This window comes from Microbacterium sp. NPDC096154 (assembly GCF_040302945.1).
In the GTDB taxonomy this organism is placed as follows: domain Bacteria; phylum Actinomycetota; class Actinomycetes; order Actinomycetales; family Microbacteriaceae; genus Microbacterium.
In genome coordinates, this window is sequence record NZ_JBEOSM010000002.1 from 182,397 (window position 1) to 205,081 (window position 22,685).

21 protein-coding genes and 1 tRNA gene are annotated in these 22,685 nt (G+C 71.3%); 8 read left to right on the plus strand and 14 right to left on the minus strand.

Annotation, left to right across the window (positions count from 1 at the left end):
• Nucleotides 1-27 precede the first annotated feature (27 nt).
• Both ABTW64_RS03360 and ABTW64_RS03365 read right to left on the minus strand, forming a co-directional pair.
• Nucleotides 28-116: transfer RNA gene (locus tag ABTW64_RS03360), tRNA-Ser, on the minus strand.
• Between the two features lie 51 nt (nt 117-167).
• Complete coding sequence (locus ABTW64_RS03365; RefSeq protein WP_350619187.1) at nt 168-1,616, minus strand: helix-turn-helix domain-containing protein; 1,449 nt, start codon at nt 1,614-1,616, stop codon at nt 168-170.
• 148 nt (nt 1,617-1,764) lie between these two features.
• Here ABTW64_RS03365 and aceA point away from each other — a divergent pair, with 148 nt between their 5' ends.
• From aceA to ABTW64_RS03380, 3 genes are all read left to right on the plus strand, one after another.
• A complete protein-coding gene (aceA, locus tag ABTW64_RS03370; protein WP_350619189.1) occupies nt 1,765-3,084 on the plus strand; it encodes an isocitrate lyase in 1,320 nt (439 codons plus the stop codon).
• Between the two features lie 48 nt (nt 3,085-3,132).
• Nucleotides 3,133-4,800, plus strand: coding sequence for a malate synthase A (aceB, locus tag ABTW64_RS03375; RefSeq protein WP_350619191.1), 1,668 nt, complete (start codon nt 3,133-3,135; stop codon nt 4,798-4,800).
• Nucleotides 4,801-5,188: 388 nt separating this feature from the next.
• Entirely contained in the window at nt 5,189-6,358 is a 1,170-nt protein-coding gene (locus tag ABTW64_RS03380; RefSeq protein WP_350619193.1) for an RtcB family protein, read from the plus strand.
• Nucleotides 6,359-6,463: 105 nt separating this feature from the next.
• Here ABTW64_RS03380 and ABTW64_RS03385 read toward each other — a convergent pair whose 3' ends face one another.
• From ABTW64_RS03385 to ABTW64_RS03400, 4 genes are all read right to left on the minus strand, one after another.
• The gene (locus ABTW64_RS03385; RefSeq protein WP_350619195.1) at nt 6,464-7,147 is read right to left on the minus strand and encodes an NUDIX hydrolase; all 684 of its coding nucleotides are present in this window, start codon (nt 7,145-7,147) and stop codon (nt 6,464-6,466) included.
• 75 nt (nt 7,148-7,222) lie between these two features.
• Complete coding sequence (locus ABTW64_RS03390; RefSeq protein ID WP_350619197.1) at nt 7,223-7,783, minus strand: NADPH-dependent FMN reductase; 561 nt, start codon at nt 7,781-7,783, stop codon at nt 7,223-7,225.
• Between the two features lie 98 nt (nt 7,784-7,881).
• Nucleotides 7,882-8,400: a hypothetical protein gene (locus tag ABTW64_RS03395; protein ID WP_350619200.1), complete on the minus strand. Its 519-nt coding sequence runs from the start codon at nt 8,398-8,400 to the stop codon at nt 7,882-7,884.
• A 91-nt stretch (nt 8,401-8,491) separates the two neighbouring features.
• Nucleotides 8,492-9,118: an HNH endonuclease signature motif containing protein gene (locus ABTW64_RS03400; protein WP_350619202.1), complete on the minus strand. Its 627-nt coding sequence runs from the start codon at nt 9,116-9,118 to the stop codon at nt 8,492-8,494.
• Nucleotides 9,119-9,215: 97 nt separating this feature from the next.
• On the opposite strand from ABTW64_RS03400, the gene ABTW64_RS03405 reads away from it, so the two are divergent.
• A complete protein-coding gene (locus tag ABTW64_RS03405; protein ID WP_350619204.1) occupies nt 9,216-9,716 on the plus strand; it encodes an SRPBCC family protein in 501 nt (166 codons plus the stop codon).
• A gap of 56 nt (nt 9,717-9,772) precedes the next feature.
• Here ABTW64_RS03405 and ABTW64_RS03410 read toward each other — a convergent pair whose 3' ends face one another.
• Nucleotides 9,773-11,293, minus strand: coding sequence for an FAD-dependent oxidoreductase (locus tag ABTW64_RS03410; protein ID WP_350619206.1), 1,521 nt, complete (start codon nt 11,291-11,293; stop codon nt 9,773-9,775).
• 49 nt (nt 11,294-11,342) lie between these two features.
• Entirely contained in the window at nt 11,343-11,666 is a 324-nt protein-coding gene (locus ABTW64_RS03415; protein ID WP_350619208.1) for a hypothetical protein, read from the minus strand.
• Between the two features lie 201 nt (nt 11,667-11,867).
• On the opposite strand from ABTW64_RS03415, the gene ABTW64_RS03420 reads away from it, so the two are divergent.
• The 3 genes from ABTW64_RS03420 to ABTW64_RS03430 all read left to right on the plus strand — a co-directional run bounded on the left by ABTW64_RS03420 (nt 11,868) and on the right by ABTW64_RS03430 (nt 14,817).
• Nucleotides 11,868-12,965, plus strand: a complete 1,098-nt coding sequence (locus tag ABTW64_RS03420) for a hypothetical protein (RefSeq protein WP_350619210.1) — start codon at nt 11,868-11,870, stop codon at nt 12,963-12,965.
• Nucleotides 12,966-13,086: 121 nt separating this feature from the next.
• Complete coding sequence (locus ABTW64_RS03425; protein WP_350619212.1) at nt 13,087-13,452, plus strand: YrdB family protein; 366 nt, start codon at nt 13,087-13,089, stop codon at nt 13,450-13,452.
• A 3-nt stretch (nt 13,453-13,455) separates the two neighbouring features.
• The gene (locus tag ABTW64_RS03430) at nt 13,456-14,817 is read left to right on the plus strand and encodes an FAD-binding oxidoreductase (protein ID WP_350619214.1); all 1,362 of its coding nucleotides are present in this window, start codon (nt 13,456-13,458) and stop codon (nt 14,815-14,817) included.
• A 51-nt stretch (nt 14,818-14,868) separates the two neighbouring features.
• Here the strand turns inward: ABTW64_RS03430 and ABTW64_RS03435 are convergent, their stop codons facing one another.
• The 6 genes from ABTW64_RS03435 to ABTW64_RS03460 form a co-directional block, all read right to left on the minus strand.
• On the minus strand, nt 14,869-15,648 hold the full coding sequence (locus ABTW64_RS03435) for a glucosamine-6-phosphate deaminase (RefSeq protein ID WP_350619216.1): 780 nt from the start codon (nt 15,646-15,648) through the stop codon (nt 14,869-14,871).
• Nucleotides 15,641-16,582: an ROK family protein gene (locus tag ABTW64_RS03440; protein ID WP_350619218.1), complete on the minus strand. Its 942-nt coding sequence runs from the start codon at nt 16,580-16,582 to the stop codon at nt 15,641-15,643. The genes ABTW64_RS03435 and ABTW64_RS03440 overlap by 8 nt, the downstream gene beginning before the upstream one ends.
• On the minus strand, nt 16,579-17,409 hold the full coding sequence (locus tag ABTW64_RS03445) for a carbohydrate ABC transporter permease (protein ID WP_502892302.1): 831 nt from the start codon (nt 17,407-17,409) through the stop codon (nt 16,579-16,581). The genes ABTW64_RS03440 and ABTW64_RS03445 overlap by 4 nt, the downstream gene beginning before the upstream one ends.
• Before the next feature lie 113 nt (nt 17,410-17,522).
• Nucleotides 17,523-18,464: a carbohydrate ABC transporter permease gene (locus ABTW64_RS03450; protein WP_350619222.1), complete on the minus strand. Its 942-nt coding sequence runs from the start codon at nt 18,462-18,464 to the stop codon at nt 17,523-17,525.
• Between the two features lie 56 nt (nt 18,465-18,520).
• Nucleotides 18,521-19,813 (minus strand): sugar ABC transporter substrate-binding protein, encoded by a 1,293-nt coding sequence (locus ABTW64_RS03455; protein WP_350619224.1) that lies wholly within the window; start codon nt 19,811-19,813, stop codon nt 18,521-18,523.
• 94 nt (nt 19,814-19,907) lie between these two features.
• On the minus strand, nt 19,908-21,026 hold the full coding sequence (locus tag ABTW64_RS03460) for an ROK family transcriptional regulator (protein ID WP_350619226.1): 1,119 nt from the start codon (nt 21,024-21,026) through the stop codon (nt 19,908-19,910).
• 150 nt (nt 21,027-21,176) lie between these two features.
• Between ABTW64_RS03460 and ABTW64_RS03465 the strand changes: the two genes are divergently transcribed.
• Nucleotides 21,177-22,685 carry a beta-N-acetylhexosaminidase gene (locus ABTW64_RS03465; protein ID WP_350619228.1) on the plus strand — a complete coding sequence of 503 codons (1,509 nt, stop codon included), beginning with the start codon at nt 21,177-21,179 and terminating at the stop codon, nt 22,683-22,685.

A 22,685-nucleotide genomic window follows, 5' to 3' on the forward strand; every position in this document is an offset into this window, starting at 1 on the left:
GGCTTCGTGCCCTGATCAGGGCGAGAGCGGAAGCGACAGGATTTGAACCTGCGAGACGAGTTACCCCGCCTACATGGATTCCAGCCATGCTCCTTCGGCCGCTCGGACACGCTTCCAAAGGGCGACTTTATCACGCGCCGCCGGGGCGCTTCCCCGGCGGCGCGTGCTCAGGCGCGAGGCGCGTAGCGCTCGAGGAACTCGTACACCTCGGTCGTGTCGACGCCGGGGAACGAGCCCGTCGGCAGGGTGGCGAGCAGCGTGCGGGGCGTGCTCACGTGAGGCCAGGCGCCGTCGTGCCAGGCGTCCTCCAGTTCGGCCGGGGGCCGCCGGCAGCACGCTTCGACGGAGTGCCGTGACACGCCGCGGTTGGGGGTGTCACGGCCGACGAACCACTTCGTGTCCTCGAACCGCACGCCCACGCTGACCGAATGCGCGCCCTGCGGCGAGTGCTCGACGCGTGCCGTGCACCAGTACGTGCCGTTGCCCGTGTCGGTGTACTGGTAGTACGGGTTGAAGCGATCGTCGGCCGTGAAGACGGCGCGGCTGGTCCAGCGACGGCAGCACATCTGCCCCTCGATGGCCCCGAGCTGATCGGCCGGGAAGTTCACGTCGTCGTTCTCGTAGGCCTTGGTGATCGTGCCCGACTCGTGCACCTTGAGGAAGTGCACCCGGATGCCCAGGTGCCGCGTCGCGAGATTCGTGAACCGATGGGCCGCCGTCTCGTACGAGACGGAGTATGTGTCGCGCAGGTCCTCGATCGAGATGGCCTTGCGCTTCTTGGCGTCCTGCAGCACGTCTACCGCGTGCCGCTCGGGCATCAGCAGGGCGCCGGCGAGGTAGTTCTGCTCGACGCGCTGGCGCAGGAACTCGGCGTAGTCGGTGGGCTCGGCATGGCCCAGCACCCGCGCCGTCAGGGCCTGCAGCACCACGCTGCGCGGGTCGCCGCGGTGGCGATCCGACAGATAGAGCCGGCCGTTCTTGAGGTCGAGCACGCTGCGCGTGGTCTGAGGCAGGTCCGACACGTGATGGATCGTGAAGCCCAGGTGCGACGCGATCTCGCTCGTGGCGCGCTGGGTCAGGGCGCCACCCGGGTGCCCGACCGCGCGCAGTAGGTCGGCCGCCGCCTTCTCGAGCTCCGGGAAGTGGTTGTCCTGCCGCCGCATCAGCCGGCGCAGCTCGACGTTCGCACGCCGGGCCTGCTCGGGCGTCGCCGACCGCTCGTCGTGCAGTCGGTCGATCTCGCCGGCCAAACGCAGGATGGCCCGCAGCGCCTCGTCCGGGGTGGACTTGGGGATGCGGAACGGCGTGATCCCGAGCGCCTGCAGCCGCGCTCCGCGGAGAGCGCGCTCGACGCCGAGCTCGAGCTCGGTCCGCTCGTCCAGGGGTTCCCCCTGCAGCAGAGAGTCGAGCGACGTGCCGAGCGCCTTGGCGATCGTGCGCAGCATCGACAGCCGCGGCTCGCGCCGGCCGTTCTCGATCATCGACAGCTGGCTCGGCGCACGCCCCACCTGCGCCGCGAGCGCGTCGAGCGTCATGCCGCGCTGCACGCGCAGCTGCCGGATGCGCCGCCCGATCGCGAGCGCGTCGGCTTCGTCGACCTCTTCCACGAGTTCCATGCCGCAGATCCTCGCACAGACATCCGCTCTGCAGAAGATCGAGCGAACTTCTGCCCAGAAACCTCGTGGAAAGGCGCCATTGTTCGCTCATCGTGGATGTCACCAGCCGCAGTCCCGGCATCCGGGACCCGATCCGAGGAGCACGACGATGAGCCTTCCTTCGCAGCCCACCCGCCCCGGCGACCAGGTGCAGACCGCCGACGATCTGCGTCTGGAGTGGAGCGCCGACCCGCGCTGGACCGGCGTCACCCGCGACTACACGGCAGAGGACGTCATCCGGCTGCGCGGCACCGTCCGGGAGGAGGCGACGCTCGCGCGTCGCGGAGCGCAGACCCTCTGGGACCGCCTCACCGCCCAGCCCGAAGGACGCGACGGGTACATCCGGGCGCTCGGCGCCCTCACCGGCAACCAGGCCGTGCAGCAGGTGCGCGCCGGGCTGAAGGCGATCTACCTGTCGGGGTGGCAGGTCGCGGCCGACGCGAACCTGTCGGGCCAGACCTACCCCGACCAGTCGCTCTACCCGGCCAACTCGGTTCCCGCTGTCGTGCGACGCATCAACAACGCCCTGCTGCGCCAGGACCAGCTCGAGTCGGCCGAGGGATCGACCACGCGCGACTGGATGGCGCCGATCGTCGCCGACGCGGAGGCCGGCTTCGGCGGGCCTCTCAACGCCTACGAGCTGGCGCACGCGATGATCCAGGCCGGGGCAGCGGGCATCCACTGGGAGGACCAGCTGGCCAGCGAGAAGAAGTGCGGACATCTCGGCGGCAAGGTGCTCGTGCCGACGCAGCAGCACATCCGCACGCTGAACGCCGCGCGCCTGGCGGCCGACGTCGCGGGCGTGCCGACCATCCAGATCGCCCGCACGGATGCTCTCGCCGCCGACCTGCTGACGAGCGACGTCGACGAGCGCGATCGCCCCTTCCTCACAGGCGAGCGCACGAGCGAGGGCTTCTATCGCGTGCGCAATGGCATCGAGCCGGTCATCTCGCGCGGTCTCGCCTACGCGCCGTACGCCGACCTGCTGTGGGTCGAGACCGGCACGCCCGACATCGAGCTGGCCCGCGAGTTCGCCCAGGCGATCCACGCCGAGTTCCCGGGCAAGATGCTCGCATACAACTGCTCGCCCAGCTTCAACTGGCACCGCGCCCTCACGGACACCCAGATCGCCTCGTTCCAGGACGACCTCGCCGAGCTCGGCTACCGGTTCCAGTTCATCACCCTGGCGGGCTTCCACGCCCTGAACCACTCGATGTACCAGCTGGCGCGCGGCTACGCCGCGAGCGGCATGTCGGCCTACGTCGAGTTGCAGGACGCCGAGTTCGCCGCCGAGGCCGATGGCTACACGGCCACCAAGCACCAGCGCGAGGTCGGCACGGGCTACTTCGACCACGTCTCGACCGCGCTGAACCCCTCGAGCGCCACCCTCGCTCTCGTCGGCTCCACCGAGGCCGCGCAGTTCCACTGACCCGGCCCATCAGGCCGCCTTCGCATTCTCGATCCTCTGGAGGACATCATGACCATCACCGACATCGCTCCCCCGCCCCGCGCGATCCGGCAGGAGCCGGTGCACGACCGCATCGTGCCGACCCTCACCGTCGTCGGCCCGCTGCACGAACGCTACGAGGAGATCCTCACGGGCGAGGCGCTCGCCTTCGTCGCGCAGCTGCACGAGCTGTTCGCGGGGGCCCGTTACGACCGCCTCGCCGACCGGATGCGCCACGGCTACGAGATCGGCAACGGCCGCAATCCGCGGTTCCGCGACGACACGGCGCACATCCGCGATGACGACACGTGGCGGGTCGCAGGCGCCGGCCCGGGACTTGAGGACCGCCGCGTGGAGATCACGGGTCCGACCGACCCGCGCATGACGATCAACGCCCTGAATTCGGGCGCCAACGTGTGGCTCGCCGACCAGGAGGACGCCACGAGCCCCACCTGGCGCAATGTGATCGGCGGGCAGCTGTCGCTGTACGACGCCATCCGCGGGCAGCTCGGCTACACGAGCCCCGAGGGCAAGCGCTACGAGGTCACCGCCGAGCGCACGCCGACGATCGTGATGCGCCCGCGCGGCTGGCACATGGAAGAGCACCACATGCACTTCACCGACCGCTACAAGCGCACGATGGCGGCATCAGGCTCGCTCGTCGACTTCGGCCTGTACGCGTTCCACAACGCCACCGCGCTGATCGCGCAGGGTCGCGGGCCGTACTTCTACCTGCCCAAGCTGGAGTCGTCGGAGGAGGCCCGGCTCTGGGATCAGATCTTCTCGTTCACCGAGCACTATCTCGGCCTGCCGCACGGCACGATCCGCGCGACCGTGCTGATCGAGACGCTGCCGGCGGCATTCGAGATGGAGGAGATCCTGTACGAGCTGCGCGACCACTGCGCGGGTCTCAACGCGGGGCGCTGGGACTACATCTTCTCGATCATCAAGACGTACCGCGGCCGTGGTTCGCGGTTCGTGCTGCCCGACCGCAACCAGGTCACGATGACCGTCGACTTCATGCGCTCGTACACCGAGCTGCTGGTCAAGACGTGCCACAGGCGAGGAGCCCACGCGATCGGCGGCATGAGCGCGTTCATCCCGAACCGGCGCGACCCCGAGCAGAACGCCCGGGCGCTCGAGCAGGTCGCCGCCGACAAGCGTCGCGAGGCGGCCGACGGCTTCGACGGCACGTGGGTGGCGCACCCCGACCTCATCCCCGTCGCGCGCGCCGAGTTCGACGCCGCGCTGGGCGACCGCCCGAACCAGCTCGACCGCCAGCGCGACGACGTGCAGGTGTACGAGCGGCACCTGCTGAACCTCTGGATCGGCCGCCCCATCACCGACGCCGGCGTTCACGCCAACGTGTCGGTCGCGGTGCGGTACATCGAGGCGTGGCTGCGCGGCCAGGGCGCCGTGGCGATCGACGGGCTCATGGAGGACGTCGCGACCGCCGAGATCTCTCGCTCGCAGATCTGGCAGTGGATCCGGCAGGACAAGTCCACCGAGGAGGGCACCGAGATCACACGCGAGTACATCTCGGACCTGGTGGATCAGGTGCTCTCCGAGGTCGAGCGCCGCGATGGCGACCGCTTCGACGAGGCCGCCGAGGTGTTCCGCGACGTCGCCCTGAGCGAGGGGTTCCGCCCGTTCCTCACCACCCGCGCGTACGTGGACCACCTGGTCCAGACCGCCTGAACGCTGCGCCCCGCCGAGGGCGTCCCGTCTCACGACGGGACGCCCTCCACGCATGCGAGCGACGTTGACATCCCGGGCGTGTCGCCGCTACGGTGGCAGGTCTGTGCCGTCCGGCACAGAGCCCCGCGCCGCCGGCGCGAGGTGCCAGGCAGGCCGAGAGGACCACTCGTGAGCGTGAGCACGCTGCAGCGCACGGTTCTGGGGAATGAGCCCCAGCGCCGCTACGAGCCATGCCCTCCGGCGCCGGTCGTCTAAGTCAGCCTTCGACTGCTTTCACGCCCCGCACCGCACAGGTCCGGGGCGTCTCCTTTCCACCGACCCGCAGGGTCGACAGGGCAGGCGGCATCCCGGATCCCCGGCCCGCCCTCTCAAATCAAGGAAAGGAACCATGGAGAGGCTCTCGAACCGCCTGCTGTCGTGGGCGTCGATCCTGGACGAGCTCACGCTCGAGCAGGCGCGCGTCTCGTCGCAGATGCCGTTCATCCACCCGCACCTGGCCCTCATGCCCGACGCGCACCTCGGCAAGGGCGCGACGGTCGGATCGGTCATCCCGACGCTCGGGGCGATCATGCCCGCGGCCGTCGGCGTCGACATCGGATGCGGCATGATCGCCGTGCGCACGCAGTTCTCGCGCGATCGGCTCACCGCGCGCAGCCTCGCGCCGCTGCGCGAGCAGATCGAGCGGGCGATCCCGCTGTCCGCCGGTCACGCCAACCGCAAGGTGGTGGCGACCGCCGAGCCGCGTATCGCGGAGCTCGAGCGGATGGCCGAGGAGGCCGCGTTCGACCCGGCCTCGTACGCCCGCAACTGGCGTCTGCAGCTCGGATCGCTCGGATCGGGCAACCATTTCATCGAGGTGTCCGTCGATGAGACGGACGCCGTGTGGATGTTCCTGCACTCGGGATCGCGGGGCGTCGGCAACAGGATCGCCACGCACCACATCGCTGTCGCCCAGCAGATCGCGAAGCAGGAGCGCATCGAGCTTCCCCACCGTGATCTGGCGTACCTCAGCGAGGGCACCGACCAGTTCGACCGCTACATCCGCGAGCTGCGGTGGGCACAGCACTTCGCGCTGCTCAACCGTGAGGAGATGATGGACCGCGTCGCGCGCCAGCTCGGCGAATTCCTCGGCGAGCCGGTGGTCGAGCACGAGCGCATCAACTGCCACCACAACTTCACGGAGAAGGAGACGCACTTCGGCGAGGAGGTGTGGGTGTCGCGCAAGGGAGCGATCCGGGCCGATGCCGGTCGGCCGGGCCTGATCCCGGGCTCGATGGGCACCGCGTCGTACGTGGTCGAGGGCCTCGGCAACCCGCTGTCGCTCAACTCCTCGCCGCACGGCGCGGGACGCGAGTACTCGCGGTCGGCCGCGCGGCGCCTGTTCACGCGCGAGCAGCTGCGCGAGGCCATGGCGGGCATCGAGTACCGCGACACCGACGCGTTCCTCGACGAGATCCCGGCGGCCTACAAGCCGATCGACCGGGTGATGGCGGACGCCGCAGACCTGGTGAGCGTTCGGCACACGCTGCGCCAGCTGGTCAACGTGAAGGGCGACTGATCGGCCCCGCGCTCCGGATGTCCGATGACGGAATGTCCGATGACGGAATGTCCGATGACGGAATGTCCGACGACAGGATGTCCGGAGCGCGGGATCCGGCCCGGTCTACGCCAGCGGCACGACGCGGTCGCGGTCCCAGGGCTCGGCCCACCCGAGCCGGTCGAACAGCGCGTCGAGCAGCATCGCCGTGAACCCCCAGACCAGGTGGTCGCCGACGGTGAAGGCCGGGCCGCGCCACTCGCGCCCGTCGCGATGGATGACCGTCACGCCCCGATGCGCCGGATCGAGCAGGTCGGCGACCGGAGCGCGGAACACGGCGGCGGACTCCCGCTCGTCCACCACACGCACCGGCGACGGGTCGCGCCACCACCCGAGCACCGGCGTCACCAGATGGCTCGAGAACGCGAGCGGCACAGCGGGGAGCGTGCCCAGCACGTCGACGCCCGCCGGGTCGAGCCCCGTCTCCTCGTGGGCCTCGCGCAGCGCTGCGGCGATGGGTCCGTCGTCGCCCGGGTCGACGCGGCCGCCCGGAAACGCCACCTGGCCCGCGTGGTGGCGCAGCGTCGCCGCGCGTGACAGCAGCAGCACGTCGAGGTCGCGCGAGACCGCGGCGTCATGTGCCGCGCGCTCGCTGGGCGTGCCGTCCAGCACGCCGAACAGCATCAGCACGGCGGCCGCCCGGGGCGATGCCGCTCGCGGCATGCCGCTCAGCCACGGCGCGCGGGCCGCGGCGAGCGCCGCCAGCTGCGCGCGTGCGCCGAGCGGGCTCGGATCATCCGGTTCGGTCATCCTGCACCTCCCCCATGACGCTAGCGGCCGACACGCGATCCGGATCGGCGACGCCGCGGGGCGTGCCGGAGCCCCTCACTCGCGCAGGGGCTTCAGGGCGCCGGCCCAGCGCTCGAGCTGTCCGAACATGTCCTGCGCGATCGGCGGGTGGTGATCGCCCGGCGTGAACTCGTGGAAGTCCTTGAAATCGGTGGCGAGCATGAAGTTGACGCTCGTGCGCACGTCGGCGATCTGCAGCTCGGCGCACATCCCGCGCAGGTGCTCGATCGCGCGTGCCGCCCCGATGGAGCCGTAGCCGACGAACGCCGCGGCCTTGTCGTTCCACTCGGCGTAGGCGTAGTCGATCGCGTTCTTCAGGGCCCCGGAGGTGCCGCGGTTGTACTCGGGCGTGACGAACACGAACCCGTCGTAGCGGGCGACCACGGCCGCCCAGTCCTTGGTGTGCTGGTTCTGGTACTGACCCATGGACGGCGGCACGGGCTCGTCCAGCAGCGGCAGGTCGTGCTCGGCCAGGTCGACCAGCTCGTACGTGGCAGCCCGGTCGGCGGCCTGCTCCATCACCCATCGGGCGACGGCCTCGCCGTTGCGGCCGGGCCGAGTGCTGCCGAGGATCACGGCGATGCGCAGATCGGTCATCCTTGCTCCTTCCGTCGGGAGCTTCGAGCCTCGCATCGCACCGCGGGGCGCCGCACCAGGGTTGACAGCGGGCTCTTCGCCCGGCGGGATGACGCCCGTCAGCCGCAGTTGGGGCAGATGCCCGTGAGGGGCATCACCTGGAAGCACGACATGCACACCTGGCCCTCGCGCGGCTCGGACGCACCGCTGCGCGCCGCCGTCGCCCGCGGCGCCGACGTGCGCGAGCCGGACGCGCGGCTGCCGGCAGGGCGCTTGGCGCGGTCGGCGAGCGGGCGCTCACGGGTCTCGTAGTGCGTGATTCCCCACGCACCGCGGAAGCGGCGGCTGGGCCAGCGGGGACGGTCGCCCGCGAGACGCGCGGCGTCGGACTCCGAGCGGAAGCCCGTGGTGTAGCCGTCGTGCACCTCGAGCGCCGGGCCGCCGGCGCTGCGCTCGATCTTGAAGTACGTGCGGAAGCCGATGATGCCCGCGGGGCCCACGTCGGCTGCGATGCGCCGCAGCAGCTCGAGGTTGCCGACGGGCGTGCCGTAGCGCACGAACGCCTCCTCGATCGAGGCGAACGTGACGGCCCGACCCTCCTTGGCGTGGTCGATGGAGCGCTCGGGCGTGGAGGTCATGAATCGATCCTCCCACCTCCGGCCTGAGCGGACGCCCGTGCTGCCGTGCACCGACGACACGTCTTGGGATCGAACGCGGCCTGTGCCTGCCTCAGTCAGCCCCGGTCGGCGCGCCCCCGACCGGCGGAGGCTGGATCGGACCGCGGCTCGCCGCAATGCGAGCCCGCATCAACTCCACGGTCTGCTCGGCTTCCCGCATCAACTCCAGGATCGCCCGATGGTTCTGCCAGTGCTTCTCCCACAGCTCGTCGCCGACGACCTCGGCGAAGTCCACCTTCGTCGGCTCGCCCCAGTTCTCGAATCGGATGAGCCGCTCGATCCGCCCCTCGATATCCGCGACACCCCGGGTGGCGGGTGACAGAGGGGCGGGACCGCGCATCCACGCTTGCCAGGGCTTGTTGCCCTTGCTCTGGTTGCACTTGCCGCAGGCGGGCACGAGGTTGTGGATCTCGGAGATGTAACCCGTCGGCTTCTGCGCGACGACGAGAGGCCGCAGATGGTCCCACTCGGTCGCGCGATCCCCGCAGTACGCGCAGACAACCGCATCGTCCATACCGAGGATCGCGAGCGCCTCATCAATCTCATCCGTCGTGGGTGGGATGACGGGGATGATCCCGTTCACGAAGGAATTGGTGATGCTCGAGGACCTGCCGGTGATCCTGACCGCCTTGGGCATCGAGAATCGCGGAGCTGCGTGCGGGGCCACGAGCGCGACCATAGCGCGCTCCCCCGGCTGGGGCCTCCCCCTCACGCCGAGGCCGCGGCGGTGCTAGCGTTTCGGGCGGCCATCCTGCCCGCGACCCACTGGAGGATCCGTGGCCTCGTACACCGTGAGCCGGTCCGTCGTGATCGACGCTCTGCCCGATCAGGTGTTCCCCTACATCGCGCGGTTCCCGGAGTGGATGAAGTGGTCGCCGTTCGAGGGGGCCGATCCCGCGCTGCGGCGCGTCTACACCGGCGCCGCGGAGGGCACGGGCGCGGTGTACGAGTGGTCGGGCAATGCCAAGGCCGGTGAGGGGTCGATGACCATCACCGACGTGACGTCGTGCCAGGTGCACATCGACACGGAGTTCGTCCGGCCCTTCAAGAACGAGACCCGGCACGTGTTCGCCATCACGCCGCACGGCGGCGCCGCGAGCACCGTCACGTGGACCATGCACGGCGAGCACAAGGGGTTCATGGGGCTCGTGACCCGGCTCATGATGCCCATGGAGAAGTTCATGGGGCCGGAGTTCGAGAAGGGGCTCGAGGCGCTCAAGCGCGTGGTCGAGACCGAGAACGAGGCCGAGACCGGGTCCGCATCCAGCGAGGCCTGAGCACTCTCGAGTCGCTTCGCTCCTTCAGCGCACGAGGGGCGCTCTGCCCGCGCGCCTCACTCAGCCGGCTTGAGGTCCCGCACGGCGGGCCCCTCGAGCACCTCCCCGTCGGGCGCGAAGCGCGAGCCGTGCAGCGGGCAGTCCCACGACTGCTCCGCGCGGTTCCACTCGAGGATGCCGTGCATGTGGGTGCAGATCGCCGACACCCGGCACACCCGGCCGTCGACCTGCGCCTCCGCGACCGGATGCAGGCCGTCGCGCACCACATGCCCGTCGCCCTCGTCGATCGTGCCCGAGCCCACCACCGCGCGAACGATGCCCTGCACCGCCGACGCGGCCACCCCCGCGTTCGTGGTCACGAAGTCGGCGCCGTCGCGCACGTTGAGGTGCGGCGCACGCAGGGCGTCCGCCCAGGGCACCGGCTGGCCGAGCAGATCGCCGCAGATGGTCAGCGCGGCCGCGGCGGCGTTGGTCATGCCCCACTTGTTGAAGCCCGTGGCGACATGGATGCGCTCGTGCGAGCCGGGCATCGCGCCGGCGAACGGCACGCGCGACAGGGTGCGGTAGTCCTGCGCGGCCCACCAGGTCACGCGCTCGGCGCCGGGGAACTTCGCGCGCGTCCACTGGTCGATCTCGCCCAGCAGCCGGTCGGTGTCGCGCTCGCGGCCCACCTCGAAGCCCGAGCCGCCCACCACGAGCAGCTCGCGCCCGTGGGCGTCGCGCGCCGTGCGCAGCGATCGCGCCTCGGGGTCGAGCGACACGTACATCCCGTGCGGGATCTCGCCCGGCACGCGATACGCCCCGACGAGCGACCGGGACGGCTTCAACCGGGCGAAGAACGCCGCCCGGTCGATCACGGGCGATCCGCTCGTCACCACCACCCGGTCGCCCAGGATCGACCCACGCGAGGTCTTCACGACCACGCCGTCGTCCTCCACGTCAGCGCCCAGCACGCGACATCCGGTCACGACCACACCGCCGCGGTCCCGGATGTCGGCCGCGAGCTTCGCGAGCAGCCGCAGCGGATGGATCTGCCACTGGTCGCGCATGCGCAGCGCGCGCGCCACGGGGTAGGGAAGGCCGACGTCCTGCCCCTGCTCGAGCACGTCGACGTCGAGGCCCACCGCCGCGAGCGCCTCGGCCTCCTGCTCCAGGCCCCGCACACCCTGCGGCGTCGTGGCGTACGTGACCGCGGGCCGCTGCTCGAGCGCGTCCGGATCGCCCACGAGCTCCGCGCGCACCCAGTCCTGCCCGGCGTGGTTCGCCGCGACGTACGCTTCGAGCGCCTGTTCGCCCGCGTGCGAGCGGATGCCCGAGAACACCGACCCCTGCAGCAGACTGAGCTTCGCGGTGGTGTTGCCCGTCGCGACGGCTCCGACCTCGCGCGCCTCGAGCACGGCGACCGAGCGGCCGGCGCGCGCCAGCATGGCCGCCGTGGCGAGGCCTGCGAGCCCCGCCCCGACGACCACGATGTCGGCACGCGCGGGAACCGCCTCGTCCACGGGGATCGAGGGGGATGTCGCCTGCCAGACAGAGCGCGGACGCGCGGGAACCTGAGGCGTTGTCGACTCGGTCACGTGTCTCCCTCGCTCGACGACCGGGGTCCCGCGGGCGCTCCCATCCGGCTCATCCGGCGAGAGGCGTGAGCGGGCGCTTGCCGCCCGGCGGGAAGTGCGCGATGGGCTTGGGCTTCGCCGCCCCGCTCGAGGCGGCCGCCGCCCGCAGGCTGGCGGCCATGCTCAACACGCTCTCGATCGTCGTGTGGTGCGTGATGCCGCGGGTCCCGAAGACCCACACGGCCTCGTAGCTCGGCTCTTCGCTCTCGTCCGTCGGCAACTGCTCGACATAGGCGATCACGCTGGCCGCGTCGCACGTCGCCACGCTGCGATCGCACACGCGCCAGGCCCCCTCGGTGAGGGGGACGAGCTCGAGCTGGTGAATGGTATTCATGGTGACTCACCACCTCCGTGGGTCCAGTGTGGCCGCGAGGCGGGCAACACCCCAGGGGGTTGACACCCCGAGAACCCCCAGGTACCGCGTGACGAGCACCCGCTCACTAGGCGTGGGCGTGCGCCGCGTCAACCCCGTTCAGGTGCCGCCTCCATCCGGCGCACGATGGGTGCGAAGTTGATCCCGACACAGGAGGCGGACATGAGCGGCATGTACGAAGACCCCGAGACCCAGGGCACCGATCCCCTCGACGCCGAGCTCGGCGAGGACGGCCAGGGCGACCTCGCACCGGAGGACATGCCGCAGCAGCAGGGTGTCGACGAGGGCGGTTCGGTGCGCCTCGAGGACGAGATGCTCGACGAGGGTCTGGACGATGTCGGCACCACGTCGAGCGATCGCGAGGCCGGGCTCGCGCCCGGACCGGGCGACGTGATCTACGACGGCGACAACGTCGACACCATGCCGCGCCCCGCCGATGACTTCCGTCCCGCGGTCGACCCGGATGACCTCGGCTCTCCCGGCGCGACCGGCGAGAGCTCGCTGGACACCGAGACCACGCCCTCGGGGACGGGACAGGATGGCGGCGGCCTGGAGTCGATGGTGCCGTCGGCCGACGCACGCGCCGAGCAGACGGCGGGCACCTTCGCGAGCACCTCGGACGGGCAGGACACGTCGGGCAGCGACCTCGACGCGGCCGAGCGGGGCAACGCGACGGCGGGTGCGGGAGCCGTGCCCCCGGGCGGCGAGGGGGCCGACTCGGGCCCGGTCGACAACGTGAAGATCGAGGGATCGGGCGAGCCCGGCGTCGAGCGCTCCAGCCAGAACGACATCGCGGGCGTGGGACCGGCATCCGGCTCCGACGCGCAGTCGGGCGGCCAGACGGTCGAGCCGGGCGGCTACGAGCCGTCGCGCAGCAACGCCGCGGCCGAGCCGGGATCCGACCCGCAGGCCGTGAACGACGCGCCCAGCCAGCACGGCAACGACGACCCCAACGTGCCCGGCGTTCCCGATGCGATCGGCCCGGGCGGCAACGGCCTGCAGACCGGCACGCGTCAGGACCTGAACGACACCACCGTCAGTCAGCAGGTGCAGGGCATCATCGTGCAGATGCAGGGCGATCTCGGCACCGACCGCCTCGCCGAGGCGGAGGTGCAGGACGTGCTCGAGCGTCGCCTCACCGACGCGGGCATCAGCGCCGACGTCGAGCAGATCGAGCAGCTGGCGACCCAGATCGTGTCGGGCGGCGGTGCGCCGAACGACGTCGACGAAGCGGAGCCCGGCGCCGACCGCGGCGCGTGAAGCCACCCCGTCCGGCCGGGAGCGCACCGTCCTCGGCCGGACGGGGTCATCTCGTCCGAGCCGCTGAGCGGGGCGGCGAGCGGACGAAAGGCGGCGAGCGGCCCGCCGTAGACTGGAAGGCATGCCCGAAGACGTTCCCGGCGTGCGTGCGCCCCGCCTCTCCGCGCTCGATGTGCTGCGGTTCCTGACCGAGCTGGTCGCGATCGGCAGTCTCGCGCTGTGGGGCTTCCTCGCCTGGCCGCTGCCGTGGAACGTCGTGTTCGGCCTCGGCGCGCCGGCCCTGGCCATCCTGCTCTGGGCGCTGTTCGTCTCGCCCAAGGCGGTCTTCGCGGTGCACCCGTTCGTGCGGGTGATCGTCGAGCTGCTGATCTTCCTGTCGGCCACCCTGGCCTGGTGGGCGCTCGGGCAGCCGTGGATCGGTCTGGCGATCGGCGTGGTCAGCGTCGCCGTGGGCGTCGCGGTCGGCCGCCGCAACCTGGCAGCCTGAGCCGTGTCCGACGTCCTCGACCTGCTGCGCGCCGAGCTCGGCGACCTCGTCGACACGAGTGCCGCGACGCTCGACGCGGCGCGTGCCGACAAGTCGGGCCATCGGGCTTCCGCCCCGCCGCTCGCGGTCGTGCACGCCGAGACGGTCGAGCACGTGCAGGCGACCCTGCGCATCGCGAGCGCCACGGGCACGCCCGTCGTCACGCGCGGCGCCGGTACTGGCCTCGCCGGTGCGGCCAACGCCGGCGGCGGTGAGATCGCGCTGTCGGTGCGCCGGATGACGCGCATCCGCGAGGTCTCGCCCGACGACCTGCTGGCGGTTGTCGAGCCGGGCATCATCAACGCCGAGCTGAACGACCACCTGGCCCGGTACGGCCTGTGGTGGGCACCCGATCCGGCCTCCCGCGCCATCTCGACCGTCGGCGGAAACATCGCCACGGGCGCGGGCGGGCTGCTGTGCGCCAAGTACGGTGTCGTGCGAGACGCGGTGCTGGGCCTGGACGTCGTGCTGGCCGACGGCCGCCTGATCCGCATGGGTCACCGCAGCGTCAAGGGCGTCACGGGCCTCGACCTGACGTCGCTCATGATCGGCTCCGAGGGCACTCTCGGTGTGATCGTCGGCGCGACGCTGAAGCTGCGACGCCTCACCCCGGGCGACGTCTGCACGATCGCGGCCACGTTCCCGACGGTGCGCGACGCGGCGGCGGCTTCCTCGGCCGTCACGGCCGCGGGCATCCAGCCGTCGATCATGGAGCTGATGGATGCGCCGAGCCTGGCCGCCGTCCACGCCCTGCTGACCTTTCCCGCGCCGACGCCGGGCGCCTCGCAGCTCACGATCCAGACCGACGGCCCCGCGGCCATGGCCGAGGCCGACGCGATCGCCGAGGTGCTGCGCTCTGCGGGCGGCACGGTCACGCTCACCTACGACCGCGAGGAGGGCGAGCGGCTGCTGGCCATCAGGCGCGCGATGCACCCCGCCATGGAGTCGCTCGGCAACGCGCTGATCGAGGATGTCGCGGTGCCGCGCTCGCAGATGGCCGCGATGTTCGACGAGATCGCGCGGGTCGAGCGCGAGCACGGCGTCTCGATCCCGACGATCGCGCACGCCGGCGACGGCAACCTGCATCCCAACTTCGTGTTCCAGGGCGACGAGGTGCCGCAGGTGATCTGGGACGCCGCGGACGACATGTTCCGCGCGGCCGTGCGGCTGGGCGGCACCCTCACGGGCGAGCACGGCATCGGCCTGCTCAAGCGCCGGTGGCTGGCCGATGAGCTCGGCGACGACCAGTGGCGGCTGCAGCGCGACATCGCCCGTGTCTTCGATCCGCAGGGTCTCCTCAACCCGGGCAAGGTCTTCGACGACTAGGCGGCCCATCGAAGCCGTCAACCCGACCGGCCTCGCCCCCGAAGCGCTTCCCTACAGCCCCTGCCACTCGGGCTTGTTCGCCCAGGCGTAGCGGTAGTACTCGGCGTATCGCAGGCGCGAGGCGGCGGCTTCGTCGACCACCACGGTCACGCGCGGGTGCAGCTGGATAGCCGAACCCGGCAGCGAGGCCGTGACGGGCCCCTCGACGGCGCCGGCGACCGCCTCGGCCTTGCCCTCGCCGAACGCGAGCAGCACCAGGTGCCGCGCCTCGAGGATCGTCGCCAGCCCCTGCGTGATGCAGTGCCGCGGCACGTCGTCGATCGAGTCGAAGAACCGCGCGTTGTCTCGCCGGGTCTGCTCCGTGAGCGTCTTCACGCGCGTGCGCGACGCGAACGACGACCCCGGCTCGTTGAACCCGATGTGCCCGTCCGTGCCGATGCCGAGGAGCTGCAGGTCCACTCCCCCCGCGTCGGCGATCGCCCGCTCATAGTCGGACCCATGGTGCTGGATGCCGTCGAGCGTGCCGTCGGGAACCCGGATGCGCTGCGGGTCGAGCCCCAGCGGCCCGACCACCTCGCGCGCGATGACCGAGCGGTAGCTCTCGGGATGAGCCGGGTCGAGCCCCACGTACTCGTCGAGGGCGAAGCCCCTCACCTGCGAGACGTCGGAGTCGGCGAGGCGCGCTCGCAGTGCCGCGTACACAGGCAGCGGGGTCGAGCCGGTCGCGAGTCCGAGCACCGCGTCGGGGCGCCGGGCGACGAGAGCCGCGATCTCGTCGGCGACGAGCGCACCGGCCGCCGCCCGGTCGGGAACGATCACCACCTCAGCCATGCAGCTCCACCGCCTCGGTCCGATGCAGCACCGGGGCGCCCAACGCGGCCCCGAGGGCCCCGGCGGGAACGTCGGCCGGCAGCAGCTCGATGCGCTCGTCCAACCGCAGCGACCGCAGGAACGCCGATCGCCGCGACGACGTGCGCAGCTCGTCGCGCGTGACGGCGAGCAGCCGCTCGCCGAGGCGCGCGACGCCGCCGCCGATGACCACGACGGCCGGATCCGCCGCCAGCACGAGAACGCGCACGGCGGCCGCGACGCCGCGCCCCACGTCGGCGCGCAGCGCGAGCGCCTCCTCCTCGCCGGCGTCCGCCGCGTCGAACACCTCGCGCACGGGAAGCGCGCCGCCGCGCGCCCACCGCCGTGCCACCGCGCCGCCGCCCGCGAGCGTCTCGATGCAGCCGCGCTGACCGCACGGGCAGACGGGGCCGCCCGGGTCGATCGAGACGTGCCCGACCTCTCCCGCCGTGCCGCCCGCCCCCTGCCAGACCGCGCCGTCGAGCACGATGCCGGCGGCGATGCCCGTGCCGAGGTTGAGGTACGCCAGAGCCTCGGTCGCCGCTTCGGGGCGGGCGGCCGCTCGTGCCGCGTACGCGCCGAACGCGGCGGCATTGACATCGTTCTCCACATGCACGGGCAGCCCGAGCGCCCGTCCGACCGCTCCGGCCAGATCCAGCTCGGCGACATCGAGGTTGACCGCGTTGCGGACATGCCCTCCGACGATCTGCCCCGGGATGCCGATGCCGACCGCGACCGGGCCGACCCCGAGATCCTCGATCGCGCCGAGCACGGTGGCGACCACGCCATCCGGCCCCCGCACGGTCGAGCGCTGCGCGCGCGCGAGGACCTCGCCGGAGGGGCCGATCGCCACGGCTTCGGCCTTGGTGCCGCCCACGTCGATGCCGACGCGCACGGCGGAGCCCTTGTCGCTCATCCCTTGACGGCTCCCGACACGAGTCCGCCGGTCATCCGCCCCTGCACGATCAGGAAGAAGACCACCACCGGGATGCAGATCAGGGTCGATCCGGCCATGACCGCGCCGTAGTTCGTCGCCTCGGTCGCCGACTGGAACGAGTTCAGCCACGTGGGAAGCGTCAGGTTCTGGTCTTTCATCAGCAGCAGCGCCATCGTGAACTCGTTCCACGACTGCATGAACGCGAAGATGCCGGTCGAGACGAGCCCCGGAGCCAGGAGCGGGAAGGTGACCCGCCAGAACGCCCCCTGCTTCGAGCAGCCGTCGATCTGCGCCGCCTCTTCCAGCTCGGCCGGCACGCCCGCCACGAACCCGCGCAGGGTCCACACCGTGAACGGGATGACCGCGGCGATATGCACGAGGCTGAGCCCGATCAGGGTGTTCATGAGGTGCATGTCGTCGATCAGGTTGTAGACCGTGAACATCATCCCCTCACCCGGGATCATCTGCACGACCAGGATCCCGACGATGAAGGTGCGCCGCCCGACGAACCGGAACCGGGCCAGCGCGATCGACGCGAGGAACGCGAACAGCAGCGCGCACACCACGACGATCGCGACGATGATCAGGCTGGTGCGCAGCGCGTTGGGGAAGTCGGTCTGCCCGGGGGCGGCGGGCCTGGTCCACGCGGTGACGTAGTTGATGAGCGTGGGCTCACGCGGCAGCAGCGACTGGTCACGGCTGATGATCTGGTCGCCGGGGGTGAACGACAGGTTCACCATCCAATACACGGGGAAGACGGCGCACACGAACACGATCGCGGCGAGCACGTTGAACAGCGCCCTCATCCACGGCGTGCGCACACCGGTGGGCGCGGCGGCGCCGCGGGGCGCGCGCAGGGTGCGCGTCGACGTCGTGACCGCCTCGGTGATCACGGGCGGCGCCTTGGGCGCGAGCAGCGTCACGACTCGTCCTCCTTCAGCAGCTGGCGCAGGTTGACCCAGCTGATCGCGAGCATGATCAGCACGATGAGCATGCCGATCGCGCTGGTGGCCCCGAACTCGCCGATGCCCTGCCGGAACAGGTAGACCGGAAGCACGTTGGTGTCGGCGGCGATGCCGCCGCGGCTCTGCAGGGCGTACACCTGGGTGAACAGCTTCATGTTCCAGATGATCTGCAGGATGAGCAGCCCGCCCAGCACGGGACGCACGGCGGGGAACACGACGCTCCACCAGCGCGCCCACCCTCCGGCGCCGTCGATCTCGGCGGCTTCGATGGTCTCGCGCGGGATCTGCCCCAGGGCGGCGTAGGTCGTGAACGCGACGAACGGGATCGCGCCCCACACGACGATGATGGTGAGCACAAGGAAGAACGTCCACGGGTTCAGCAGCCACGAGTGGTTGTGCCACGCCTGTGTGCCCGTGATCGAGTTCAGCGCCCAGTTCACGACGCCGTACTGGGTGTCGAAGATGAAGCCCCACACGACGCTCGCGGTGAGCGGTGGGATGGCCCACGCCAGCAGCAGGCCCACCGACAGCGTGATGCGCATGACGCGGCCGATCTTGGTCATCAGCAGCGCGACCAGCACGCCCAGCACCATGATCAGCGCGGTCGTGACCAGCATGATCCCGATCGTCCGGGCGACGACCTCCGGGAAGTCGCTGCGCGTGATGATCCGGATGTAGTTGTCGAGCCCCACGAACTCGGGCGCGGTCTTCTGGATCTTATGGCGCACCTGATAGTCGGTGAACGACTGCCAGATCATCTGCACGGCGGGGTACCCGACCATCAGCAGGATCAGGATGATCGACGGCGCGAGCAGCGTCCACGACGCGATCGCGTCGCGCCGGCGACGTCTGCGTTCGCGCTGCTCCCAGGACAGGCGCGGGGCGAGGGTTGTCATGCGTTTCCCATCGTCAGGTGCCGCGGGCGGGGATCGCTCCCCGCCCGCGACATCCCTCAGCCGTTGAGGATCGACTCGATCTCGGCGTCGAGCTTCTCGGCGACCGCCTTCACGTCCTCGCCCTGCGCGATGCGCACGAGCGAGTCCTGGATGATCAGGCTCGACTCGACCTCAGCCCAGTCGGGCGAGGTGGGCACGCCCTTGGAGTTCGCCAGCGCCTCCGCCTGCGCCTGCGCGACGGGGGTGTCGGGCAGCGACTCGGCCGACTCGAGCAGCGCGGGCGTCAGCCCGCCCTCGGCCATGAGGTCCTGGTATCCCTTGGAGAGCATGATCTTCACGACCTCCTTCGCCATCTCCTGGTTCGGCGACAGCGCGGCGACGCCGATGTTCGACCCGCCCGCGAAGATGGGAGCCGTCTCGCCCTCGCTCAGGCCCGGCAGCGGGAAGGCGCCGAGGTCCTTGCCGTAGGTGTCGGGGCAGCCGGGGTTCTCCGCGTCGGGCTCCGCGAGGATCGACCACTGCATCCACGCGGGAGCCGACAGGAACGCCGTCTCCCCCGCGCAGAAGGGCACGTGCGCGTCGGTCTCGAGCCCGTCCGCGGGGGCGTTCGTCGCCTCGGTGTACACCTTCTGCAGCAGCTCGAGGCCCTGCAGCGACTCGGGGCTCGAGAACTGGGCGTCCCACGACTCGCCGTCCTGCACCGCGATCTCACCGCCGTAGGCCCACACGTACGGGAGCATGTTGTACCAGTCGCGGCCGGGTGCGTAGATGCCGCTCATCGCGTCGGTCCGGTACTCGACGCCCTGCGCGACGTACTCCTCGAGCGTCTTGGGCAGGGTCGCGGGGTCGACGATCTCCGGCGAGTAGAACACCACGCGACCACCCGCATAGTAGGGCGCGGCATAGAACGTGTCGTCGTAGGTGCCCGCCTCCTCGAGGCCCGGGTTGAGGTCGCCGAGATCGCCGCGGATGTCGCTGAGGTCCGAGAACAGGCCCTGGTCGATGAAGCCGATGGCCTGCGTGTTGCCGACCTCCACGACATCCGGCGTGTCGTTCGACTGCAGTGCCGCGACGTACGTCTCGGACACGTCGGCCCAGGTCTTCTCCTCGAGCTTGAGGGTCCAGCCCTCGTTCTCCGACTCGAACGTGTCGACGAGGTACTCGCGCGCCGTGTCGGGGGTGTCGGTGCCGACGACCCAGACCGTGAGCTCGCCGCTCTCGGCGGCGGGTGCCGCGCTCTCGCCGCTGGGAGTGCCGCCGCCGGCGCAGCCGGCGAGCACGATCGCGCCGGCGCCCAGCAGGCCGACGCCCGCGAGTGCCTTCTTGCCTGTTCCTGCCTTCGAAATCATGTGATGCGTCCTTCGGGTTCGGTGGGGCGTATTCGGTGGGTGGGGTGGGTGGTGCGTCTGGGCACCGGGGCGGCATCGCCCCGTGGGGTCTCGCCTATGAGACCCCGAGTTCTCCGTCGAGGATCAGCACGACCGCGCCTCGCAGCACGACGTCGTCTCCCTGGGCGGACATCCGCACCTGCACGTCGTCGTGAAGGAACGTGCGGGCGCGAAGCGTGTCGACGGCCGTGTCGCGCAGGATGCCGTCGAGGTGGTCTGCGGGGCCGGAGAGCACGATCTCCGACAGGTCGAGCGTGCCTACGACGGGCGCGATGGCGATCGCGAGGCGCTCGCCCGCGTCACGCAGCACGGCCTCGCGGTCGGCGCCCTGCGCGATGCGCTCTTCGAGCGACCGGATCGACAGCCACGACTCGAGGCACCCGCGCCGGCCGCAGGCGCACAGCGGTCCCGCGTCCGTGCCGACCGTGACATGGCCGATCTCGCCGGCCGCGTCGCGGCTGCCGCGCGTCAGCTCGCCGCGGGTGAGGACGCCGGCGCCCACACCCCGGCCGACCTTGACGACGAGCACGTCGCCGCTCGCGCCCCCGAGCGTGTGCTCGGCGAGGGCCGCGACGTTGGCGTCGTTCGCGACGTGCACGGGCACGCCGAGCAGTTCGCGCAGCTCGCGCTGCAGCGGAAGGTCGAACCAGCCCAGGTTGGGCGACGACACGACCACCCCGTCGCGAGAGATCACGCCGGGCGCGCCGACGCCCACGCCCAGCACGCGACGGGTGGCGGCGCCCAGCAGCTCGGTCGCGAGCGACCGCACGGCGGCGAGCGCGGCTTCGGCCTCCCCGTCGGCCGGGCGCGGCAGGGCACGCCGTGCGAGCACGGCGCCGGTGAGGTCGATCACCGCGCCGCGATACTCGCGGCTGTCCGAGAGGTCGAGCCCCACGACCTGCAGTCCCTCGCGGTCGAGGTCGACCAGGATGGCCGGTTTTCCGGGTCCCGCGCCCTGGCGGACACCCTGCTCGACCACCAGCCCGTCGCCGAGCAGCTCGCCGACGAGATCCGATGTGGTCACGCGGGTCAGCCCGGTCGCGCGGGCGAGGTCCGCTCGGCTCATGGCGCCGTCGTGGAACAGCGTCGCCAGCACGAGCGAGCGGTTGTGGGCGCGTGCGTGCTCGGGCAGCACCTTCAGCCGGGTGGCACGCCGAGCCCCGGGCGCGGTCATGACGCTCCCCTGCGTCGAGGGGGCTGCGGGGGAGGCGTCGGCATCCATGTTTGTAAGTCGTACTTACGAACTACGCCGGACGCAAGAGGGATGAACAGATTTGAAAGGGATGTTTACAAAACCGTGACAACCGCTGCTAGCGTGCCTGCCATGCCTCTCGCCCTGACCCCCTGGCCCTCTTCCGTGGCGCCGAGCGACGGGCCTCCGCTGCAGGTCACCGACGCCTCAGGCACACGTCAGCAGATCGCGGCGCACCTCGCGGAGGGTTCCTGGATCCGCGCCGACGGCCACGGCCCCGAGGGCTACACGCTCGACGTAACGGCAGAGGGCGTCCGCATCGAGGCCTCCGCCGCGGCGGGCGCCTTCTACGCACGGCAGACGCTCGCACAGCTCATCCGGGTCGAGGATCGCAGCGCGCACGTGCCCGCCGTGGCGATCCGCGACTCCCCCCGGTTCGCGCACCGCGGGCTCATGCTCGACGTCGCCCGCCATTTCCATCCGGTCGACACCGTCGAGGCCGTCATCGATCGCGCCGCGTCGCTCAAGCTCAACGCGCTGCACCTGCACCTCACGGACGACCACGGCTGGCGCCTGCAGCTGCGCTCCCACCCGGAGCTGGCCGCAGCGGCTTCGGCCACCTCGGTCGGCGGCGACCCGGGCGGCTTCTACACTCCCGACGACTACGCCCGCATCGTGTCTTACGCGGCCGCCCGTCACATCACGGTGATCCCCGAGATCGACCTGCCCGGCCACACGCACGCGCTCGCGCTCAGCCACCCCGAGCTCGCGTCCGAGCCGACGATCACCGATGCCGTCCGCGAGGTGGCCGAGCTGTACGGCGGCGGGCTGCCCCAGGCGGGTGCGCCGTACACGGGACTGGCCGTCGGCTTCTCGTCGCTGCGCGCGGACGCCCCGGGGCTCGAGCCGCTGCTGCGCGACGTGTTCGGCGAGCTCGCGCAGCTCACGCCGGGGCCGTTCGTGCACTTCGGCGGCGACGAGGCGCTCGGCACCCCCCACGAGGACTACCGCCGGATGGTGTCCCTCGCCGCGAAGCTCATCGCCGAGACCGGCAAGACACCTGTCGCATGGCACGAGGCGGGCGCCGCCGAGCTCCCCTCCGGAGCCGTGGGCCAGTACTGGGGATACCGGGTGCCGCGCGACGGCCACGACGACAGCGCGCGCGCGTTCGTCGCGGCGGGCGGGAGCATCATCCTGTCGCCCGCCGACGCCGTCTATCTCGACATGAAGTACGACGTCGACACTCCGCTCGGACTGACCTGGGCCGACGGCCCCACGAGCGTCGCGCGCTCGTACGACTGGGAGCCCGCGCACGTGCTCGCCGATGTCGCCGAGAGCGCCATCCTGGGGATCGAGGCGTGCCTCTGGACCGAGACCATCCGCGACCTCGCCGACATCGACGCGATGATGTTCCCCCGCGTGGCGTCGGCCGCCGAGCTGGCCTGGTCGTCCCCCGCCTCGCCCGAGCGCACGTGGCACTCCTTCCGCGAGCGGATCGCCGGCCTGGCGGACGGATGGACAGAGTCGGGCATCGCCTTCCACCGCAGTGCGGAGATCCCCTGGCGAGCGGGGCCGGCCGCCGAGAACGCCGCCGATTCCCGTGACGTGGGAGCCGCCGGGCCGATGCTCAGCGCATCGTAG